We start from the raw sequence: 21,012 nt of genomic DNA on the forward strand, positions 1-21,012 counted from the left end.
CGTGAGCGCCGGTCGTAAGAGCTAAGTCAGACAAACTCAGACATGCCGCATCACTTTCACCTGCACATATGCCAGCCGCTCTGCACCGGCCGAAGCCCGCGTGCTTTGCAGTCGATGCAAGGTGATATTAGTGATATCGACGTGTCCCTCCTCGATGTGCCTGGCCATCAGACTGGCCGCTTCATCGGCGGTAGGCGCGGCGATTTTATTGAGTATCCCGGCATGTTCATCGTAGGTCGACTGCACGCAATCGCCATAAATGAAATCGAGCCGACGCACGATGCGGATGCGATCGGTCAGCCGCTCGAAAGTACTGGCAATTTCCTTGTTTCCTGCGGCACGGACCAGCGCCAGATGGAATTGCTCATCCAGTATCGCCACCTGCCTGCCATCACTTAAACGCTGTTCCAGCGCGACGCACCAGATCGCCTTTTGCTGTTCTATCAGCGCAACATCCCCTCCACCGGCACACAATTGACGGAGGGCGAACTGTTCTATCATCCCGCGCATTTGATACAACTCTTCAAACCGCTTGAAATCAATCGGCACCACTTCCCAGCCGCCGCGCACATAGCCCTGCATCAGACCATCGCTCTGCAAGCGCTGCAAAGCCTCGCGTACCGGCGTGCGCGAGACCTTGAAGCAGGCCGCGATTTCGCTTTCGATAATCTGATCGCCCGGCAGCAAGCGCATGTCGAAAATATCTTCGCGCAAGCGGGCATATACATACTCAGGCAAAGAACCGCCTTTGAGCGGCCTGCCGCCAGCATCCGCAGCGGCCAGAGGTTCGGCGATCAACTCTGTGGCGGAAACTGTTTTCATAATCTCAGTGGTGAAGGACGACTCTTCTGATGAAGCGTCACAAGTAATACCGGCTCAGGAGGTCCGCATCGCCGTAATGAATACGGCCAGCATCACCCCTGAGAGTGCATCACACGGCAAATCCATCGACGTTGTTTACCAGGCCGCAACGCAACCATCGGTACGCGGTTCGGTACCGCCGCACAGCACGCCGTTCTGGTCGCGCCAGATAATCTGACCGCGGCCGAAACCGAGCTGATTGCCCGACCACGACACCTCGTGCCCCAGCCCGCGCAGGCCACGGAAGAGATGTTCTGCATTACTGTGTTCGATACTGACTTTGTTGCCGCTTTCCCATTCCCAGCGCGGCGCATCGAGCGAAGATTGCGGATTGAGGCCGAAGTCGACGGTGTTCATCACCATCTGCACATGCCCCTGCGGCTGCATAAATCCGCCCATCACACCAAACGGCCCGACCGCCTTGCCGTCCTTGGTGAGGAAGCCGGGAATGATGGTGTGATACGGACGCTTGCCCGGCGCAAGACTGTTCGGATGCGCGGCATCGAGTGTGAAATTATTACCCCGGTTATGCAGCGCAATGCCGGTCCCCGGCACCACCAGTCCGGAACCGAATCCCATGTAGTTGCTTTGGATGAAGGACACCATATTGCCCTGATCATCGGCCGTACTCAGGTAGACGGTGCCGCCACTCGGTGGCTGTCCTGCCTGTGGCAATACCGCACGTTCGCCTATCAGCTTGCGGCGTTCATCGGCATAAGCATCGGACAACAAATCCTGCACACTGACGCGCATGTGGCCGCTATCGGCGATATGCGCCAGACCATCGGCATAAGCCAGCTTGATCGCTTCGATCTGGCGGTGATAAGTCTGCAAGCAATCGCGTTCGCTGAAATCAAAACCCTTGAGAATATTCAAGGCCAGCAAGGCCACCAGTCCATGACCATTCGGCGGAATTTCCCAGACGTCGTAACCGCGATAGTTGCAGCTGATGGGATCAACCCACTGCGGCTGATACGCCGCCATATCGGCCGCATCAAGATACCCGCCGGAGGCGCGCACAAAAGCCGCCGTTTTTTCAGCCAGCGCGCCGCGATAAAAACTGGCGGCGTTATCGGAGGCAATGGAACGCAAGGTATCTGCATGGCCTTGCGAACGCCAGATTTCTCCCGCGCGCGGAGCGCGACCATCGACACCGAAGGTATCAAACCAGGATTGAAAACAGGGTTCTTTGAACACGCCCTTGAACAGGGTATGCGCCTGCTGCCAGGCAAACGCGACCATGGGCGATACCGGATAACCGTCCTGCGCCAGCGTGATTGCACTGGACATGGAACGCTCTAAAGAAAAATTACCGAAGCGCTCGGCCATGCTGGCCCAGGCACCGGGCGTACCAGGAACGGTAATCGGCAGCGCGCCGTATTTCGGCATGGTTTGATGACCGGCCGCATGCAGCTTGTCGATCGAAATCGCCATCGGCGCAGCACCGCTGGCATTGAGGCCGTGCAGTTTGTCTTTATGCCATATCAGCGCAAACGCATCACCGCCGATACCGTTGGCGGTCGGCTCCACCACGGTCAGCGCGGCAGCGGTGGCGATTGCCGCATCGATGGCATTGCCGCCTGCTTGCAGCACTTGCAGTCCGGCTTGCGCGGCCAGTGGCTGCGAGGTCGCTACCATGCCACGTTGGGAATACACCGCACTGCGGCGGGAGCTGTAGGGATAATGATTGGAATCAAAATTAAACATGGCTTCTTTCTTAGCGATAAAGATGACAGGTCACATATTCACCGGCAGATACAGCAATGGCCGGTGGTGCTTGGGTTTTACAGAGGTCCATGCAAGACGGACAGCGCGGATGAAAATGGCAGCCGGACGGCGGCGCGGCCGGATTGGGAATACTCCCTTGCAGCACGATGCGTTCGCGCACCTGATCAGGATGTTCACGCGGAATGGCCGACAGCAAGGCCTGCGTGTAGGGATGTTTGGGCGAGCGATACACGTTTTCACAGCTGCCCGATTCCACCATGCGTCCCAGATACATGACGCCGATGCGGTCGCTGACATGGCGGATCACCGCCAGATCGTGCGAGACAAACAAATAGGTCAGGCCCAGTTCTTTCTGCAAGTCCTGCAACAGATTCAGTATCTGCGCCTGAATCGACACATCCAGCGCGGACACGGCTTCATCGGCCACCACCAGTTTGGGGCGCGTAATAATGGCGCGTGCGATGCCGACGCGCTGCCGCTGTCCACCTGAAAATTCATGCGGATACCGGTCTGCATAGCCGGCATTGAGGCCGACCACTTCCAGCGTTTCCGCGACCTTGCGTTTACGGCTGGTGCGATCAGCCAGACGATGCACGATCAGCGGCTCTTCCAGCACTTGCCCGATGGTCATGCGCGGATTGAGCGAGGCAAAAGGGTCCTGGAACACCATCTGCATATTGCGACGCATTGCCCGCAAGGGAGCCGCACCAAGAGTCGTCAACTCCTGTCCCATGAATTCAATTTTTCCGGCGGTCGGTTCAATCAGCCGCAAGACGCTGCGACCGGTAGTCGATTTTCCACAACCGGATTCGCCGACCAGTCCCATGGTCTGGCCTTCTTCGATATCGAAGGAAACATCATCGACCGCCTTGACCGGCGTTGCGCCGCGTCGTCCTGAGGGAAAATGTTTCTTGAGTCCGCTTACGCGCAATAAAGGAGTGGACATAGGAGTGGTCATAGGAGTGGTCATCAGATTCGTGATTCAGTTCGGATACCAGCAGCGGGCCAGATGGCCGGATGCCACTTCGGTCAATGCGGGCATCTGCTCACGGCAGATATCGTCCGCTTTGGCGCAACGCGCAGCAAAGCGGCAACCGGCACCGGCCATGCCGGGCGGTGGTACCGAACCGGGAATCGCTGTCAGTCGCTGGCCCGGCGTGGCATCGAGCGCTGGCCTGGCGCGCATCAGCGCCTGCGTGTAGGGATGCGCCGGTGCGTCGAATAAATCGCGCACGCTGCTTTGCTCCACTACCTGTCCCGCATACATCACGATCACCCGTTCGCACATTTCAGCCACCACACCGAGATCATGCGTAATCATCAATATCGACGTGCCCTGCTCCTGCTTGAGTTGCCGCATCAGGTCCAGAATCTGGGCCTGTATCGTGACATCGAGCGCCGTGGTCGGCTCGTCGCAAATCAGAATGCCGGGATCGCACAGCAAGGCCATGGCAATCATCACGCGCTGACGCATGCCGCCAGAGAGGCTATGCGGATACTCATTGACCAGTTGCTCCGCACGCGACAAGCCGACCCGCTGCAACATTGCAATGACTTTACTATCCCTCTCGCTGCGCGAAAGCGCGGTATGCATGCGCAGCATCTCGCCCAGTTGCGCGCCGATTTTTTGCAGCGGATTGAGCGAAGTCATCGGCTCCTGAAAAATCATGGCGATCTGCTTGCCGCGAATGGCGCGCAGATCGGCGTCATCCACCGTCAGCAAGTCGCGTCCCTGATAGGTAACGGAGCCGCTCAGCCTGACCTTGCTGGCCAGCGGAAACAGCCGCAGTATCGACAGAGCAGTGACGCTCTTGCCGCAACCCGATTCGCCGAGCAAGCCCACGGTTTCATTGGCCCCGACGGTGAACGACACCTCGTCCACCGGCGCAATACTTTTGCCGTGGCTGATAAATTCGACTTTGAGATGTTTGACTTCCAGCATGCTTTACCTTTTTCCTGCTTGTCGGCAGGACGTTTTTAACAGCGCCGTTTCAGGCTCAGCGTTTCAGTTTCGGATCGAACACTTCGCGGATGCCATCGCCGAAAAAATTGAATCCCAGCACCACCGCAAAAATCGCCATCCCTGGCCACAAGGCCAGCATAGGATTGGAATTGAGATAGGCCTGTGCGGTGTGCAGCATCGATCCCCAGCTCGGGTCTTCCGGCCGTGCGCCCAGCCCCAGATAGGACAAGCCGGCTTCGGCAATGATGGCGGAACCCATTGCCAGCGTGGCCTGAATCACCAGTGGTGCCATCGCATTCGGCAGCACATAGCGCCACATGATGCGCAGATGACCGGCACCAACCGAACGTGCCGCCATCACGTAATCGAGATTGCGGATGGTCATCGCCTGCCCGCGTGCCAGTCGGACGAAGGCCGGTGTAAAGCCAATCCCGACCGCTACCATGGCGTTGTAAAACCCGCCACCCAGCGCGGCCGACAAAGCCAGTGCCAGAATCAGTGAGGGAAAGGCTTGCAAGGCATCGACGATGCGCATCACGATCCACTCATCCCAGACGCCACGAAAATAACCGCTGGCAATGCCTATCGGTACGCCGATCCCAAACGCCAGACCGACCGCGATCAATGCAGCTTGCAGCGAAATACGCGCACCGAAAATCATGCGCGAAAAAATATCGCGACCGAGGTCGTCCACGCCCAGCCAGTGCGCGCTGCTGGGGCCGGCCAGAATGTTGCTGTAGTCCTGATCGAAAATCGGATCGTAAGGTGCCAATACCGGTGCCAGCAAGGCCACCAGTACCAACAGCAAGATGATGAGCGCCCCCACCAAGGCAAAGCGATTGGCCGCAAAACGACGCAGGCCGAGAAGGCGCGGGCGCTGTGGCAATACGGGCGTGACGTTCAATGCAGGGGGTGGCGAAGCGGAATTCAAATCATCACTCATGAGCGCTCTCCGGCAATGCGCGGATCGATCACGCCATACAATAATTCCACCGCCAGGTTGACGATCACCACCATCAGCGCCGCCGCCAGCACACCGGCTTGCACGACGATGTAATCGCGGCTGAAAATCGCATCGACAATCATCTTTCCCATGCCGGGAATGCTGAAGATACTTTCAGTAATGACCAGACCACCCAACATGCCGGACACCATCAGGCCACTCGACGTCACCACCGGAATCATGGCATTGCGCAAGGCGTGGCCGATGACGACGCCCCAATCGGTCAACCCTTTAGAAAACGCGGTGCGGATATAGTCTTCGTTCATCACTTCGAGCAAGCCGCTGCGCACCATGCGCATGAGGATTGCCGATTCGCGCAGACCGGTGGCCAGCATCGGCAGCATCATTGCCATCAGATTGCCGCGCCAGTCTTCAAACAACGGCACATAGCCGGAAGCGGGCAGCCACTCCAGCTTGACGGCAAACAGCACGATGAACATCATGCCCAGCCAGAACGGCGGCACCGACATGCCGCATAAAGCCAGCAGCGAGCAGACATAATTGGCGATGCCACGCGGCCGCACTGCGGCCAGTATGCCGGCCGGTACCGCGATCACTACGGCAATGAGAAAACTGCCCAGCGCGAGTTCTATCGTGACGGCCAGACGCGGCAGCAAGGCATCGATGACCGGCGTGTGATCGATGAAGGAACGCCCCAGATCGCCATGCAGCGCCGCCCATAACCAGCGGCCGTATTGCACATAGAGCGGATCGTCGAGCCCAAGTTGGGCGCGCAAAGCCAGAATGGCGTCAGGCGTTGCCTCCTGCCCGAGAATGGCGCTGACCGGATCGCCCGGCAAAATCGCCAGCAAGGAAAAAATGACGATGCTGACTAACAGCAAAGTCGGTAACACGAGCAGGATGCTCTTGAGTAATTTAGGCATGCCGGTTCCGAAAGGGAATGCGTTTAGGAAAGCGCTGATTCAGCGGCTGCGCTTATGCAGCGCTTCCTTTACTTGGCCAGTGTTGCGGTTCGAATCACGCCATCAGGCACGAAACGGAAACCTTTTACTGCCTTCGAAATACCGAACAGCACGTTGTCGTGATTGAGGTAGATATACGGCACCTCGTGCGCCAGAATTTGCATGGCCTGATCGTAAGTGGCTTTGCGTTTGGCGACATCGCTTTCAACCCGTGCCTGCATCATCAGGGTATCGATTTCTTTGGTGCCGAATTTGGAGTAATTCAGCGAGCCATTGGTCACAACGAAATCGTAGATGTTCTGATCGGGATCGGGACGACCGCTCCAGCCCACCATCAGCGCTTCATAGTTGCCGGTCTTGCCGGTTTCTATCTGCGTTGCCAGTTCCGCTTTTTCCAGCACCACGCTGATGCCGGCGGGACGCAACATGCCTTGCAACATCTGCCCCACTTGCAATTCTTCCGGCGTGGTCGGCAAAATCAGATGGAAGCTGAAGCCACCCTCTTTACCCACTGACTTCAGCAAAGCTTTGGCGCGCGCCAGATCGACCTTGGGCGGCAGGTCCGACGGGCCATAAGCAAACTGGGCCTTGCTGAACGGTGAATGACTAGGCGAAACGGCACCGTTGTAGACCACTTTGCCGATGACATTGCGGTCGATCAGGATATCGATTGCTTCCCTGACTTCCTTCTTGTCGAAAGGCGGCCGGCTGGTATTGAAATAAAACCCGCGAAAGCCCATCGATGGTTTGTTGATCACCAGGTACTTGCCGCCGGCGGAGATATTACTCAATTCTTTATACGGAAAACGATTGGTGATATCGACCTGACCACTGCGCAGATTGTTGAAGGCGACGTTGACATCGCTCATGATCTTGTAGACGATCTGATCGGCCTTGGGCAAACCCGGTTGCCAGTAATTAGGATTTTTTTCCAGCGTCAGGCTGGATCCTTTTAAACGACCCTTGTAAATGAAAGGGCCGGTGCCGACCGGATTGTTGATGTAGTCGTCGCCGAATTTTTTAATCGCGGTGGGAGAAGACATCATGCCGGCACGGTCGGTCAGGATAGACAGAAATGGGGCAAACGGCGCGGTCAGCTCTATCTTCAGCGTGGCGTCATCGACGACGGTAGTGTGCTTGAGATATTTCAGATCGTTCTTGCGCAACGAATTTTTTTCCAGATCGCGCAGCAAATTGAATTCCACTGCCTGCGCATTGAACGGCGTACCGTCCTGGAACTGAATGCCCTTGCGCAAATACAAGGTGTAAGTTTTTTGATCATCGGAAACCGACCAGCGCTCGGCCAGCATGGGGACGATCTTGCCGCTTTCATCGAGATCGAGCAACTTGTCGTAAATGCTCTGATAGATCATGCGCTCGGCAATCATCGACGACTGCATGGGGTCGAGCTTGTTGGGATCGTTATCGAGAGAAATATTGATCGTCATGGCCATGGCCGAGCAACTGACTCCCGCCATCAATGCGGATACGATTCGTAACGGCAAACGCTGATTCATTTTATTTTTATCCTCGGTAAGGTGAGACGGTACGGGATGGCGATCACATAATCCCTTAAGTCTGCATCGATGTATACAACAAGGTGGATATGCATTAAGCATGCCAGGTGGATTGGGCGGCCGACTGGCGGAGGAACGGCTTGGGAATGCGCGGGGAGAGATTAGTACGGGAGTAGTACGGGAGTAGTACGGGAGTAGTACGGGAGTGATAGGGGAAAATGGAAGGTGCTGGAGCGGCAGATGGCGGCTATTTTAAATGCGTGTGCGCTCGAAACCGGTGCGGAGGGTGCTTCATGCAGGGGCGTTTTGGTTGGTGCGGATTTTTTATTTGATGCGGGGAAATTTTGACTTTGGAAGCTATCGCAGGGTCTTCGCTGCTGTGGCTGGTATTTTGCGTGCGACGGCGGGTGAGGGTGCTGGTGCGGGCTATGGCGGTGATTTGCGTGCCGTTGACAAGTCTTCGTGGCTTTGCACACAAACAAACTGACAGGCTCATTTTTTTGTGGCGTCTTCTTCTTTGTAACTGTCTTTGGCTTTTTTATAGGCGTTATCGAAGGGCTTTAATCTCAAAGCATTCGCCTGTGAAGCATACGAACCTAGAGATCCTATTACGAGACCGATGGTTAGGCCTAAGTACATCCCCAATCCTTTCAGAAATTGGTAAGAGAGATACATAATGAAAAGGCCACCAAACGCAAGAAAGAATCTGAACCACGGAGAAAAATTGCCATCTTTTATGAGCTTCATTTTCGGATCTCAATATTAATAGTATTTTGCAAATTAATTATCGGCGTTGAATTTTTAATAGATTCACCCAACTCAGTAAATGCAGGGCCAAGTAACGGGAATTCTTTTCCTAAAGAGTTTGTAAAGATATCCACACCCCCGCCAATCCAAGTTGCTCCCACATTAGGCCGTAAAATTTGTTCAAGTGCTCCCGCCCCAAATCCTACTACTGTCGCAGTTCCTGCCATTCCGAACTGTAGTGCGGCACCAGTCTGAGAAACTGCATTCGGCTGCGAGGCCAGATAGGTACCGTACGCTGTAGCCGCTGAGCCAAACCGCCCCGACTGCGTCGAAACCCAACTCGCCACATCAGCGGCATTTTCTCTTCGCGATGCAATCTCACTTGGCGTTAACGGAGCGTAATTTCAGCCTGTTGCACATTCCGCCGTTGCGCAAGTTGCGTTTTGTGAATTATAAGGACGTGTGCTGCTTGTGGCCTTTGGCATGTCAAACACGTACTGTGGAGAATTGGCTGAAATGAAATCAGCCAACTCTTTGGAGGGCGCTTTTGGAAGACGCTCCAAGTACACAGGGCCGTCCTGTTTATCTACCGCAAACGGCGCGTTCTGCTTTTGGTTGTCGGCTAACGAAAGCGTTCCAGAACCATTGGGCAGCGGCTGACCATTGACGTAAATTTCTCGGGTGTCAGGAAGAATTTTTATGTTTCCCTTTTCATCTTTTATTCCTGCGCGTTGCAAGGCATCTTTGATCTCTTGTTCCGTATAAGGCAAGCCTTTTTTCTTTGCTTTTTCCGCTAGTTTTTTTGCATTGTCAATATCGCTCTGATGCAACTGCCGATTGTTGACATCGACCGTCATCGCCTCCCCTACCCCCGCCATCGATCCCCCACTGGCCACTGCCCCCACCACGGAAGCAACGGTCGCGCCCAGTGCTTGTTTGACGGGTGCAGGCACGTCCATGCCGTCGATCAGTTTGCCGATTTCCGGCATGGCGGCGGCGCTTGCTCCGGCGCCTAGTGCACCGGGAAGTCCGCCCGCTAATGCGCCCGCAGCAGCGTGGGCGGCGATGCGGTAGGCCCCGCCTTCTTTCCAGTTTTCCATGCCGACGAGGTCTTGATTGCGTTCGGCTTCTTTGAATTTATTCGTCGCGTAGTCGCCGATGAGTTTGGCGGCTTGTCCGCTGAAGGCGGCGGTGATCTGGACGTTGGCTTGCGTTTGCTCCATCAGTTGCGCGCCGTCCCAGTTTTTCTGGAGCGATTCGCTGGTGTCTTTGTCGCTGCTGACGCCGCGTTTGAGGCTGGCGAGGGTTTGTTCGGCGGTGTTGCCGGTTTTCTTTTCCTGACCGGCGCGGTCGGTGATGGTGATCTTTGCGCCGCTGATGCCGCTTTCGGTGGTGCTGTTTTTATTACCACCGTCGCTGCTCATGCCGGCGCTGCCGCCGGGTTGGGCGGGGTTGGTTTTGTCGCTGGCGGCGCGTTTGTCGGCGGCGCTGTGGGTGGGGCTGTCGGCGATGTCTTGATTGCCGAGTTTGGTGCTGACACTGGCGCTGAGCGAGAAGCCGCTGGCGTCGTAGCGGTCGTGGTTTTGCAGGGCGCTTTGGGTGAGCGTGCCGGTGGTGAGCTGGTTTTTATTGTTCTCGATGGCGCTCTGGCTGCTGGTGATGACGGCCCCTTTGAGGTCGGTGTTGCCGTTGACCTTGACGTTGAAGCCGCCGTCGCCTGATTGGATGCCGCTTTGTTCGGTGACGCTGAGGTAGTCGCCGTCGACTTTGGCTTTTGAAATGCTGCCGCCGGCGCTGCTCACGCCGAAGCACAACGGCGGGATGCAGACGCTCACGCCAGCACTGGCGCTGCTTTGTTTGCTGTCGAGTTGGCTGCTGTCTTGCAGGCTTTCGATGGTGAGCTCGTTTCCGGCGTCGACAAGAACGGTTTCACCTTTGACAACCGCGCCTTTGAGGGTGGTGTCGTGGCCGGAGCTGAGGCTGACTTGTTGTCCGGCATTGAGGTGGGTGACGCCGATGCAGCCGCCGCTGAAGAGGCCGGATTGGGTTTCGGTTTTGTTGTAGATCTGGCTGGCGGTGATTTGCGTGCCGTTGACAAGTCTTCGTGGCTTTGCACACAAACAAACTGACAGGCTCATTTTTTTGTAGCGTCTTCTTTGTAACTGTCTTTGGCTTTTTTATAGGCGTTATCGAAGGGCTTGATTCTCAAAGCGTTTGCTTTTTCTGCGTATGCTCCTATAGATCCTATTACGAGACCGATGGTTAGGCCTAAGTACAGCCCCAATCCTTTCAGAAATTGGTAAGAGAGATACATAATGAAAAGACCACCAAACGCAAGAAAGAATCTGAACCACGGAGAAAAATTGCCATCTTTTATAAGTTTCATTTAGTGCCTTTATTAAGGTAATTTTGTAAATTAGTTACTGGCGTTGTATTCTTTGCAGCTTCACCCACCTCCGTAAATGCTGGACTAAGTAATGGAAATTTATTTCCTAAATAGCCTGTAAATATATCAACGCTGCCACTGACCAAAGTTAGCCCCATATCAGGTCGCAACAACTGCTCCAAGGCACTAGCCCCAAATCCTACTAATGCTGCTGTTCCCGCCATTCCGAATTGTATTGCTGCACCACCTTGAGAAGCGGCATTCGGCTGTGAAGCGAGATAGGTAAGCGTACCAGTAATGAGCGTGTTGTTACCTGCCGCAATCGCCGCCTGGTTACTTTCAATGACGCCGCCTTTCAGATCGGTATCGCCCTTGACGACTACCGCAAAGCCGCCGTCGCCGGCCTTGATGCCCGACTGCGTGGTGACGCTGGTGTAATTACCGTTGACTTTTGCGCTGGCAACGCTCCCTGAAAAACTGCTGCCTGCGCAGAACGGTGGGATGCATACGCTTATGGCAAAGCCGCTGCTGTTGTCTTTGCTTTGATAAGTGCTCGTGTCTTGCAGACTTTCGATAGTGAGGTTGCCGCCGACAATGGCATTGACGGTGTTGCCGGCCAGCACGGCGCCTTTCAGGTTGGTGTCGCCGCCGGAAATCAGATTGGCGGTGTTGCCTGCGCGCACGATGGTGCTGGTGTTGCTGAGGTCGGTACCGTTCTGGTCACCGCGTCCGCCCGCGACGCCCAGTTCCAGCGTCCAGCCGTTTTGCGCGCCGCCAAAACCGAAACCGATGCCGATGCCGATGCTGATGCTGATGCTGGCACTGGTGCTATTAGATGGAAGACGAAATATCGAGGGAAGCTCATTCTTCATCATTTAATATGACGAACTATTTTTTGAAACGTCTTAAATCTAGGACGCGCGTGTCGTGCTGTATGCCCAAACCAAATATGGCTGTTATCGCTATACATAAAAAAGCAAATACTCCAGCAATAATTTTTTCCAACGTTGTATTTCCCCGGAGAACAACGTAGCTACATATATAAAAACAGATAAATGCGCCGTAGCATAAGACTCCATATACTTTCATCTCTAGTTTCGTCAAATGATCCTTCTTTTGTTTTTGATTTAGCATTTTCTTGGTGGTGTACAAGTAGTCGGTTGGTTAGAAAAATTATCAAGCATAGGGGTTACTAGCGGTTGCATAAAAGTGAACCCAAGGCCAATACCAGTTTGGAATATTTGTGTTTGCGGTAATAAATAAGAGGCTGCAATCGTTGATGTTTCATATAAGACCGTTCCATTACTTGGCGGACGCAACAAATAATTCGTCGCTTTTAATGCTGCTGATATTGCAGTCAAAGCTAAATCAATAGGTGGTGGCGTCCAAATAGCCGCCAGTCCCGTTCCTGTAGAAGCCGTATCCGTAAATTTGACTAAGTTTTCTTGACGCTGTTCAGGTGTTGTATCAGGCGTCAAACCAGCAGAGTGATTTCCTGTATTCCACCCCTGAGCAAACGGACTTGTGTTTGGCTTGACTATATTCGTCGGCGCTTTACCTAATGTGCTGTCATTCCAGCTATAGGTATTACCTGTACTACCCTGAATATAGGCCGCCAACCCCGAATCAACTTGAGAAGAAATATTCTGCACCAGATTCAGCGCCACACCATTGATGGAGTTAACTGACCAACTGGCTCCTTGATCATAGGCTTGTGTCGGATTGATTTGGCCATGCGTAGCACCACCGACAATCATCCCGGTCGTAACGTCTTCTCCAAGTGCATTATTGTTCGCTGCGCGCAGCGCATCTTCAATCTGCGCTTGCGTATATTTACCGTTACTTTGTTCTGCAAGCTGTTTAGCTAAGGTTTTCTCTTTCGGATGCAACTGCCGATTATTAGCATCGACCGTCATCGCCTCCCCTACCCCCGCCATCGATCCCCCACTGGCCACTGCCCCCACCACGGAAGCAACGGTCGCGCCCAGTGCTTGTTTGACGGGTGCAGGCACGTCCATGCCGTCGATCAGTTTGCCGATTTCCGGCATGGCGGCGGCGCTTGCTCCTGCGCCTAATGCAACAATATTATTTGCGGCGCATGTTTACCCACGCTAGGAAGGTAAACGCGCATGCCAGTAGCATCCCCCTCCCTAAAACCCCTTTGACGCTAATAGCTCCTAATAGTCCTAGGACACCTAAGGTTTGATAGCAACCACCAATGAAGATACAGCTTAGATAAATTCCTACTACCCAGATTAGAGCCATTCCGGGAATACATACCAAAAGGGATAGACACAATATCAAAAATAATTTTCTCATTACCTCTTAGCCCCAGACTGAGATGAAACCTGTTGTTGGACGCCATTAATTATTTCCTGAGACGCTGTCCCTGCGACAGAACCTGCAATAGGGGCATAAGTATTTGGTCTGAATAAATTCCAACTTCCACTAGCTGCCCAGTTCGGAGTATTAATAGTTGGCCGCATAATCGAATTCATGGCTGACTCGCCTAACTTACCAACACCATAACCAAGACTAGACAATGCCCCACTTGTAAGCGCATTGCCCACCACACCATTATTCTGCCCATACAAATAATTATTAATCATAGTTCCACCCGCACCACCCACAGCGTTGACACCCACGTTCCACCAAAACTTACCATAACTACCCGCACCGCCCGTCAAAGCAGCAATACCCACATCGACCGGATTAATTGTCCCATTTTGGTAATACTGTGCTGCTGCATTAATGCTTGCACTAATCGTCGCTGTTCCTGCTGGCGAAGCCCACATTGTTGAGCCTAAGGCTCCAGAAGTACTAAAAATCGGTGTTCCAGAAATAGCTGCCAACGGCCCCGCTCCCGCCAATGCGCCGGCGGCGCCAGCAGCCACCAACGTAGCATTCGTCGCATTTTCTCGAATTGCCTGATCCCTACTGGTTGCCGCCGCAATGGCACTGGCTGATGGGTTATTGGCGCCACCATAACTAGAATACATGTTCGGATTAGCCTTCTGATCTGGCGTCGCATAGAACATGTAGCCCGGTCCGCTATTGCCATCGGCGGTAAGCATGCCTTTGGCCTGAGCCAGGAATGCACTGGCGCTTTGATCCCATGCGCCTGCCGAACCATTTTGAACTTGTCGGTCTGCCTGCGCCGTCAATTCCTGTTGCGCCTGAGTGGTGGAAATACCTTTTTGCTCTGCATAACGTGCAGCGTTTGATTTGATCCACGTTTTCTCATCGGGATGCAACTGCCGATTGTTGACATCGACCGTCATCGCCTCCCCTACCCCCGCCATCGATCCCCCACTGGCCACTGCCCCCACCACGGAAGCAACGGTCGCGCCCAGTGCTTGTTTGACGGGTGCAGGCACGTCCATGCCGTCGATCAGTTTGCCGATTTCCGGCATGGCGGCGGCGCTTGCTCCGGCGCCTAGTGCACCGGGAAGTCCGCCCGCTAATGCGCCCGCAGCAGCGTGGGCGGCGATGCGGTAGGCCCCGCCTTCTTTCCAGTTTTCCATGCCGACGAGGTCTTGATTGCGTTCGGCTTCTTTGAATTTATTCGTCGCGTAGTCGCCGATGAGTTTGGCGGCTTGTCCGCTGAAGGCGGCGGTGATCTGGACGTTGGCTTGCGTTTGCTCCATCAGTTGCGCGCCGTCCCAGTTTTTCTGGAGCGATTCGCTGGTGTCTTTGTCGCTGCTGACGCCGCGTTTGAGGCTGGCGAGGGTTTGTTCGGCGGTGTTGCCGGTTTTCTTTTCCTGACCGGCGCGGTCGGTGATGGTGATCTTTGCGCCGCTGATGCCGCTTTCGGTGGTGCTGTTTTTATTACCACCGTCGCTGCTCATGCCGGCGCTGCCGCCGGGTTGGGCGGGGTTGGTTTTGTCGCTGGCGGCGCGTTTGTCGGCGGCGCTGTGGGTGGGGCTGTCGGCGATGTCTTGATTGCCGAGTTTGGTGCTGACACTGGCGCTGAGCGAGAAGCCGCTGGCGTCGTAGCGGTCGTGGTTTTGCAGGGCGCTTTGGGTGAGCGTGCCGGTGGTGAGCTGGTTTTTATTGTTCTCGATGGCGCTCTGGCTGCTGGTGATGACGGCCCCTTTGAGGTCGGTGTTGCCGTTGACCTTGACGTTGAAGCCGCCGTCGCCTGATTGGATGCCGCTTTGTTCGGTGACGCTGAGGTAGTCGCCGTCGACTTTGGCTTTTGAAATGCTGCCGCCGGCGCTGCTCACGCCGAAGCACAACGGCGGGATGCAGACGCTCACGCCAGCACTGGCGCTGCTTTGTTTGCTGTCAAGTTGGCTGCTGTCTTGCAGGCTTTCGATGGTGAGGTCGTTTCCGGCGTCGACAAGAACGGTTTCACCTTTGACGACCGCGCCTTTGAGGGTGGTGTCGTGGCCGGAGCTGAGGCTGACTTGTTGTCCGGCATTGAGGTGGGTGTTGGTGTGGCCGAGGTCTTTGCCGTCGGCGTTGCCGCGCCCGCCGGAGACGCCGGCGTTGAAGCTGAAGCCGTTTTGCGCGCCGCCCATGGAGAAGGCGATGCCGACGCTGGCGGCGCTGTTGCTGTTGGTGCTGTGTTGTTCGGCGGTGTTGACGCCGGCTTGCACCTTGATGTCGTGGTCGGCCTGGAGCGTGAGGTTTTTACCGGCGTCTACGGTGCTGCCGATGACGGTGATGTCGCTGGTGGCGCGGTCGCCGGTGGCGGTGAGGTCGATGTTGCCGCCGGCCTGGGCGCGAGAACCTTGGCTGGTGCTGGCCTGTTGTTCGCTGTGACTTTCGTTCTGGCTATGGCCGAGGTTGAGGGCGATGCTGACTGCGCTGGCGGCGCTGGGGTTGGCGGCGACTTGGGCGACGGTGCTGGCGATGCTCATGGCGGCGCTGGCGGCGGCTAAGGACTGCATGCGGCTGTCTTTGGTTTTACTGGCGGCTTGTTCCAGTTGTTTGAGCGTTTGCACGGCGGTGACGGCGGCGCTGGTCAGTTGCAGGGTCAGGCCGGTTTGTTCGAAGCGCGTGTCTTGTGTGCTGCTGCGGGTGTCGGTGGCGGCGTCGAGGGTGAGACGTTCGGCGGCGATGGCGATGTCGCCTTGCGGGGTGATGACGGTGCTGCCGGTTTGGGTGTAGGCCTTGCCGGCATCGAGCTGGACGTTGCCGTGGGTGCTGCCGACGGTGCTGCCGCTGTGCGTGACTTGAGCGCTGGTCTGGTCGTTGTCTTGCTGTTTGTCGCCGAGGGTGACGCCGATGCCGCCGCCGCTGAAGAGGCCGGATTGGGTTTCGGTTTTGTTGTAGGTCTGGCTGGCGGTGTTTTGCGCGGCATCGAGGGCGAGGTTGTTGCCGGCGCGGGCGCTGAGGTTTTTAGTGGCGACGAGGTTGCTGCCGGACAGCGTGACGTCGCGTCCGGCGCTGACTTGCACGCTGTCGGCGGAGAGGGTGCTGCCGATGGCCTGACTGCTCTTTTGCTGGTCTTGGATGTGGGTGCTGCTGCTGGAGACCAGAGTGCTTTCGGTGGTGTAGATTTCCTGGTCGTAGAGGCTGTCTTGTCGGGCGGTGGTGAGGGTGATGTCGCGGCCAGCGGCGGCGGTGAGGCGCTGGTCGGCGGTGACGGTGGCGGCGGTGGTTTTAAGGTCTTGTCCGGCGATGAGGCGGACTTGTCCCTGGGCGGCGATTTGCGTGCCGTTGACTTGGGTCTGGCTTTCTCGCAGGTGATTTTTTTCGTCGTAGTCGATATTGACGGCGTCTTTGGTGGTGACGGCGTTTAAATTCAGGTCGCGCCCGGCGATGAGGGTGGTGTTGCCGGTGCTGGTGATCTGCACGGCGTTGGCGGTGAGGTCGCGTCCGCTTTGCAGGTGCAGGTCGCCGGCGGTGAGGGTGCTGGTGCGGGCTATGGCGGTGTGATCGCTGCTGAAGCCTTTGGTGTAGCCGCCGTCTTCGGATTCGATCTCTTGACCGAATACGTCGTGACGTTTGGCTCGCGCGGCGACGACGCTGCTGTGGCTGGTGGGGCTGTCGAGCACGATGTCGCGCCCGGCGAGGATGGCGATGCGTTGGCCGCTGAGTTCGCCGCCGCGGTTGAGGAGGTCGTTTTGGGCGATGAGGACGACGCTGCCGTTTTTGCCGGTGCTGCGGATGGTGCCGCTGTTGAGGATGTCGGTGGCGGTGGTTTGCAGTTGTTGATTGGCTTGCAGGGTGCCGCCGTTGTTGAGGGTGCCGTGGACTTTGAGGTTGATATTGTCGGCGGCAATGAGGGCGCCGGTGGGTGGCAGGTCGGCGGCCTTGGCACGGGCAAGGTAGACCACGGGGGCGAGTACGCGTTGCTGAGTACCGTCGGTGAGCGTGATGTCTTGTTCGACCAGCCAGACGATGTCGGCGGTCAGTGCAGCGAGTTGGGCGGGAGTCAGGGCGATGCCGGGGCTGAGCTCAAGTTGGGCGGCAACGGCGAGGCCCTGGTCCATCAGGGCCTGATATTGCTGTTCGTTGTTGTTCTGGCCGTGGAGGAAGCGGCGGCCGGTCAGTTGCAGGATCTGGTCGTTGAGCAGCTTTTGTTCATAGAAGCCGTCGCCCAGTCGTTTGTGGACGCGTTGCGGGTCGAGGACCAGCCTTTGCATCAGGTAGTCGCTGGAGAGGTAGCGTTTGTACTGGGTGAATTGCGGGTCGGTTTCAATCAGGTAGCGTTGGCCGGGCGCGGGTTGGATCTGGTAGAGCTGGCTGGTGGGCAGGGTCAGGTGCGGCAGCGGGTTGGGGCCGGTGAGGGTCTGGCTGGTGGTGTAGTTGAGGCTGCTAGTCACCGGGGTGATGGTGGTGCCGAAGGCGCTTTGCAGTGCGGTGTCGGGACGGACGGGGGTGCCGACGGCGGCATTGGTGTCGTGCGCGGCGGCGGTTTTTTCTTTGAACTCGGCGACGCTGAGGTTGAAGGTGACGGTGGGCAAGTCATCGTCGATGATGACTTTGCTGCCCCAGTCGTCGCAACGTCTGCGCCCTCCTCCGCATTTTTCGGTGGTGTGGTGCTGGGAATTTGATCCCTCTCCGTCACCGCCACGATGGACAACGCGTTGGCCGGGGGTGGTGACATTGGCGAGGTCGGCGGTGCTGCCGCTCAACGTGCCGCCGGCGACGATGCTGCTGTTGTCGTTGGTGACCGCGCCGCTCAGTTGCAGGTTGCCGCCAGCGAGAATGCGCGCCGGGTCGGATTGCTTGACGACGCTGCGGCGCGTGGTTTCGAGGTAGGTGATGCGGGTGAAGTCTTCATTTTCCTGGCCGGTGGCATTGACCCTGACTCTTCCAACCTGGCCGTTATTGAGGCGGCTGATTTCGGTTTCGTCGTATTCGGTCGGGTTGCCATCGAGCCGGTAACGGGTGATGCGGCGGGTTTTGCCGGGATCAATTTCAATGGCGGTTTCAAAGTGCTCGTTGGTGTTGTTCAAACGGGCAGTTTGCAGGGCGAGGTTGCCGCCGGCGTCGATGGTGGCGGAGCGGTTGTCGATCTGGTCGGCGCTACCTTCCATCTGATGCTGGTCGTTGATGCGGCGGCCGATGGCCATGTCGCCGATGCTTTGGATCAGGCCGTGTTCGCGGTTGGTGATGATGGCGGCACCGAGATCAAGTTGATTGCGGGCGGCGATGACGCCGGCTTGTTTGGTGCTGCCGTCGGGGTGGCGTTCGCCGTCGTTGAGGATGGTCTGCGCAGAAATGGCGACGTCGTTGCCGTAGATGCGGCCGAGGTTGTCTAGCCCTCCGTTGAGGCGGATGCGGGTGTTGCCGTCGCCGGCGTTGATGAGGGCGCCGTTCTGGTTGCGCAGGGCGCGGGCTTTGAGAGTCAGGTCACCTACTGCGCTGAGCGTGCCGGCGTTGGTGAGGTCGCCGCTGGTGGTGAGGGTGAGGTTGCGGTGAACGTCGAGGCGGTTGGCGGCAGTTTGGGTGTAGTCGCTGCGCAGGGCGAGGCTGGCGTCGCGGCCGACGCTGATCTGGCCGTCGCCGTTGAGGGTGGCGGTATCCAGATGGAGATCGGCTCCGCTGAGCAGTGTGCCGTCAGTGTTGTCGATGCGTTCGCTGTGGGTAAGCGTGAGGGTGCCACCCGCGCCGACTTTGGCTTGGCGGGTGTTGCTGAGGGTGCGCGAGGTCAGCGTGACGTCGCCCTTGCCGCCCAGGATGCCGCCGTCGTTGGCGATCTGGGTACTGCTGTTGATCTGGGTTGCACCGGTGCTGCGATTGACGAGGCGGCCGTCGCGGTTGTCGAGGCTGGAGGTGGTGAGAGTGAGCGTGGTGTTCTGGCCGTTGTTTTCAATGCGGCCTTCGCGGTTGTCGATCTGGCCGCTGGCGTTGAGTGTGATGTCCTTCCCGGCGTGCAGCTGGGCGGCATGGTGGTCGATGTCGCCGTTGCGCGCGTTCAGATTGACGCTACCGGCAACGGCACTGTGGGCATTGGCAAGTACGAGGCTGGTTCCGCTCATGCTGAGATTGCCGCCGACGCTGTGGCTGCCAGTGGCGCGCAGGTCGCGGGTGGCTGTCAGTTGCAGGTCGCCGTTTTGGGTGGCTTCGCCGTTAGCGGCTATGCCTGCGCCGAGGATGCCGCTGCTGTCGATGCGGTCGGCCTCGACGATCAGGTTGCCCCCTGCTTTGATTGTTTTGCTGTTGCTGAGCTGGCCGGTGCTGTGGAGGCGGATGTCTTGCTCGCCGGAAATGGTGCCGCTGTTGTGGAGGTCGCCGGTGCTGTCGATCTGGATGGCTTGCCGGGCGTGCAGGTTGCCGCCGTGGTTCAGTTCGCCATTGCTGCGCAGGGTGATGCGCCCTTCTTTGGCGTCGGTGCGCCCGTTGAGGGTGAGCTTGCCGGCGCTGTCGATCAGGATGTCGCCGGTGCTGGCAGCGACGGTGCCGAGGCTGGCGACGCCGACGCCGCTTTCGGTGCCGATCAGACGGATTTTATTGGCGTACATGCCGCCGAGCTGGGCGACGTCGATGCTGACGGTGGGGCGCGCTCCTTCGCCGGAGATCACCTGGACGCCGAGGCCGCTGTAGTCGACGCGGTTGGCACCGGTGATGAGGTTGAGGTCTTTGGCCCAGAGTTCGCCGTTGACCTGGATGCTGCGGGAGATCAGGTCTAGCTGGTTGACGTTGTTGTCGTTGAGGAGACCCGCGCCGTTGATCTGAATGTCGCCGCGGGTGACACGGAAGGCGTTGAGGTTGCCGCTGCTGCCGAATTCGGGGACGCCGGTGGTGAGCGTGGCGCGACTGGTGTTGAGGAAGCCGCAGCCGGCGCAGCTGATGCCGTTAGGGTTGGCGAGGATGACTTCGGCGCGCTGGCCGGCGACTTCGGTGTAGCCACGCAACATGCTGCGGCCGGGACCGGTGACTTCGTTGAGGATGATGCCAGCGCTGCCGTTGGTGAGGTTGGGGTTGCCGCTGACGTAGCCGCCGAGCTGAGTGGCCGTGTCTTGCCGGGCGTTGTTGAGGATGACGCCTTGCGGGTCGACGTTGAATTGATTGTATTGGTTGTGCGAGACGCCGGCGTCGTTGGGCGTGGCGATCTGTATCAGCGGGCGACCGTTGGCGGTGTTGTCGATGACGGGGCTGCGTGCGCCGGCTTGCGGGTCGCTGAGGATTTGCGCTTGCGCTTGGGGGACAAGGTTGACAAGGGAGAGCAGGAGCAGTCCGCCGAACAGAGCTGCAATGTGAATGCTGAGGCTGCTCAGTCGACTCAAGGGGCTGATGCCTGCTACTTTATTGCCGCCGCTATTCCCACTGCGGGCGCATTCGCCACGAGAGGAGTTGGCACCGGCGCTGACCGTTTCCGCGACGACCATGCTTTGACCGCGTTGATGGTTGAATATGACTCGGTAGGCTTGTTGGTTCATGAGTGTATTGAGCGTCGGTATAAGAATAAGGAAGACAGCGGCGTG

The 21,012-nt window shown here is 57.2% G+C and carries 14 protein-coding genes; all 14 read right to left on the reverse strand.

Annotated elements, in window-relative coordinates; all coding sequences use genetic code 11:
* Positions 1-36 precede the first annotated feature (36 nt).
* The gene (locus RGU70_RS15735) at positions 37-822 is read right to left on the reverse strand and encodes a GntR family transcriptional regulator (RefSeq protein WP_322210332.1); all 786 of its coding nucleotides are present in this window, start codon (positions 820-822) and stop codon (positions 37-39) included.
* 135 nt (positions 823-957) lie between these two features.
* A complete protein-coding gene (locus tag RGU70_RS15740) occupies positions 958-2,568 on the reverse strand; it encodes a gamma-glutamyltransferase family protein (RefSeq protein WP_322210333.1) in 1,611 nt (536 codons plus the stop codon).
* 10 nt (positions 2,569-2,578) lie between these two features.
* Positions 2,579-3,535, reverse strand: coding sequence for a dipeptide ABC transporter ATP-binding protein (locus tag RGU70_RS15745; protein WP_322210826.1), 957 nt, complete (start codon positions 3,533-3,535; stop codon positions 2,579-2,581).
* Positions 3,536-3,571: 36 nt separating this feature from the next.
* A complete protein-coding gene (locus tag RGU70_RS15750; protein ID WP_322210334.1) occupies positions 3,572-4,531 on the reverse strand; it encodes an ABC transporter ATP-binding protein in 960 nt (319 codons plus the stop codon).
* Between the two features lie 55 nt (positions 4,532-4,586).
* A complete protein-coding gene (locus RGU70_RS15755; RefSeq protein ID WP_322210335.1) occupies positions 4,587-5,495 on the reverse strand; it encodes an ABC transporter permease in 909 nt (302 codons plus the stop codon).
* Complete coding sequence (locus RGU70_RS15760) at positions 5,492-6,439, reverse strand: ABC transporter permease (RefSeq protein ID WP_322210336.1); 948 nt, start codon at positions 6,437-6,439, stop codon at positions 5,492-5,494. The genes RGU70_RS15755 and RGU70_RS15760 overlap by 4 nt, the downstream gene beginning before the upstream one ends.
* A 68-nt stretch (positions 6,440-6,507) precedes the next feature.
* The gene (locus RGU70_RS15765) at positions 6,508-7,995 is read right to left on the reverse strand and encodes an ABC transporter substrate-binding protein (RefSeq protein ID WP_322210337.1); all 1,488 of its coding nucleotides are present in this window, start codon (positions 7,993-7,995) and stop codon (positions 6,508-6,510) included.
* 492 nt (positions 7,996-8,487) lie between these two features.
* Positions 8,488-8,742, reverse strand: a complete 255-nt coding sequence (locus RGU70_RS15770) for a hypothetical protein (RefSeq protein ID WP_322210338.1) — start codon at positions 8,740-8,742, stop codon at positions 8,488-8,490.
* Positions 8,739-8,969, reverse strand: coding sequence for a hypothetical protein (locus RGU70_RS15775; protein ID WP_322210339.1), 231 nt, complete (start codon positions 8,967-8,969; stop codon positions 8,739-8,741). Before RGU70_RS15775 ends, RGU70_RS15770 begins: the two co-directional genes overlap by 4 nt.
* 177 nt (positions 8,970-9,146) lie before the next feature.
* Entirely contained in the window at positions 9,147-10,880 is a 1,734-nt protein-coding gene (locus RGU70_RS15780; RefSeq protein WP_322210340.1) for a hemagglutinin repeat-containing protein, read from the reverse strand.
* Positions 10,877-11,128 carry a hypothetical protein gene (locus tag RGU70_RS15785; protein ID WP_322210341.1) on the reverse strand — a complete coding sequence of 84 codons (252 nt, stop codon included), beginning with the start codon at positions 11,126-11,128 and terminating at the stop codon, positions 10,877-10,879. Before RGU70_RS15785 ends, RGU70_RS15780 begins: the two co-directional genes overlap by 4 nt.
* Positions 11,125-12,003 carry a hemagglutinin repeat-containing protein gene (locus RGU70_RS15790; RefSeq protein WP_322210342.1) on the reverse strand — a complete coding sequence of 293 codons (879 nt, stop codon included), beginning with the start codon at positions 12,001-12,003 and terminating at the stop codon, positions 11,125-11,127. Before RGU70_RS15790 ends, RGU70_RS15785 begins: the two co-directional genes overlap by 4 nt.
* 252 nt (positions 12,004-12,255) lie before the next feature.
* Positions 12,256-13,176, reverse strand: a complete 921-nt coding sequence (locus tag RGU70_RS15795) for a hypothetical protein (RefSeq protein WP_322210343.1) — start codon at positions 13,174-13,176, stop codon at positions 12,256-12,258.
* Between the two features lie 270 nt (positions 13,177-13,446).
* The gene (locus RGU70_RS15800) at positions 13,447-20,967 is read right to left on the reverse strand and encodes a hemagglutinin repeat-containing protein (RefSeq protein ID WP_322210344.1); all 7,521 of its coding nucleotides are present in this window, start codon (positions 20,965-20,967) and stop codon (positions 13,447-13,449) included.
* Positions 20,968-21,012 lie beyond the last annotated feature (45 nt).

Source organism: Herbaspirillum sp. RTI4, from assembly GCF_034313965.1.
In the GTDB taxonomy this organism is placed as follows: Bacteria; Pseudomonadota; Gammaproteobacteria; order Burkholderiales; family Burkholderiaceae_D; genus Herbaspirillum.

Bases quoted from the DNA above. Each gene is read 5' to 3' on its own strand.
- RGU70_RS15735 (WP_322210332.1), bottom strand. From the start codon at position 822: ATGAAAACAGTTTCCGCCACAGAGTTGATCGCCGAACCTCTGGCCGCT.
- RGU70_RS15740 (WP_322210333.1), bottom strand. From the start codon at position 2,568: ATGTTTAATTTTGATTCCAATCATTATCCCTACAGCTCCCGCCGCAGT.
- RGU70_RS15745 (WP_322210826.1), bottom strand. From the start codon at position 3,535: ATGTCCACTCCTTTATTGCGCGTAAGCGGACTCAAGAAACATTTTCCC.
- RGU70_RS15750 (WP_322210334.1), bottom strand. From the start codon at position 4,531: ATGCTGGAAGTCAAACATCTCAAAGTCGAATTTATCAGCCACGGCAAA.
- RGU70_RS15755 (WP_322210335.1), bottom strand. From the start codon at position 5,495: ATGAGTGATGATTTGAATTCCGCTTCGCCACCCCCTGCATTGAACGTC.
- RGU70_RS15760 (WP_322210336.1), bottom strand. From the start codon at position 6,439: ATGCCTAAATTACTCAAGAGCATCCTGCTCGTGTTACCGACTTTGCTG.
- RGU70_RS15765 (WP_322210337.1), bottom strand. From the start codon at position 7,995: ATGAATCAGCGTTTGCCGTTACGAATCGTATCCGCATTGATGGCGGGA.
- RGU70_RS15770 (WP_322210338.1), bottom strand. From the start codon at position 8,742: ATGAAGCTCATAAAAGATGGCAATTTTTCTCCGTGGTTCAGATTCTTT.
- RGU70_RS15775 (WP_322210339.1), bottom strand. From the start codon at position 8,969: ATGGCAGGAACTGCGACAGTAGTAGGATTTGGGGCGGGAGCACTTGAA.
- RGU70_RS15780 (WP_322210340.1), bottom strand. From the start codon at position 10,880: ATGAGCCTGTCAGTTTGTTTGTGTGCAAAGCCACGAAGACTTGTCAAC.
- RGU70_RS15785 (WP_322210341.1), bottom strand. From the start codon at position 11,128: ATGAAACTTATAAAAGATGGCAATTTTTCTCCGTGGTTCAGATTCTTT.
- RGU70_RS15790 (WP_322210342.1), bottom strand. From the start codon at position 12,003: ATGATGAAGAATGAGCTTCCCTCGATATTTCGTCTTCCATCTAATAGC.
- RGU70_RS15795 (WP_322210343.1), bottom strand. From the start codon at position 13,176: ATGCCGGAAATCGGCAAACTGATCGACGGCATGGACGTGCCTGCACCC.
- RGU70_RS15800 (WP_322210344.1), bottom strand. From the start codon at position 20,967: ATGAACCAACAAGCCTACCGAGTCATATTCAACCATCAACGCGGTCAA.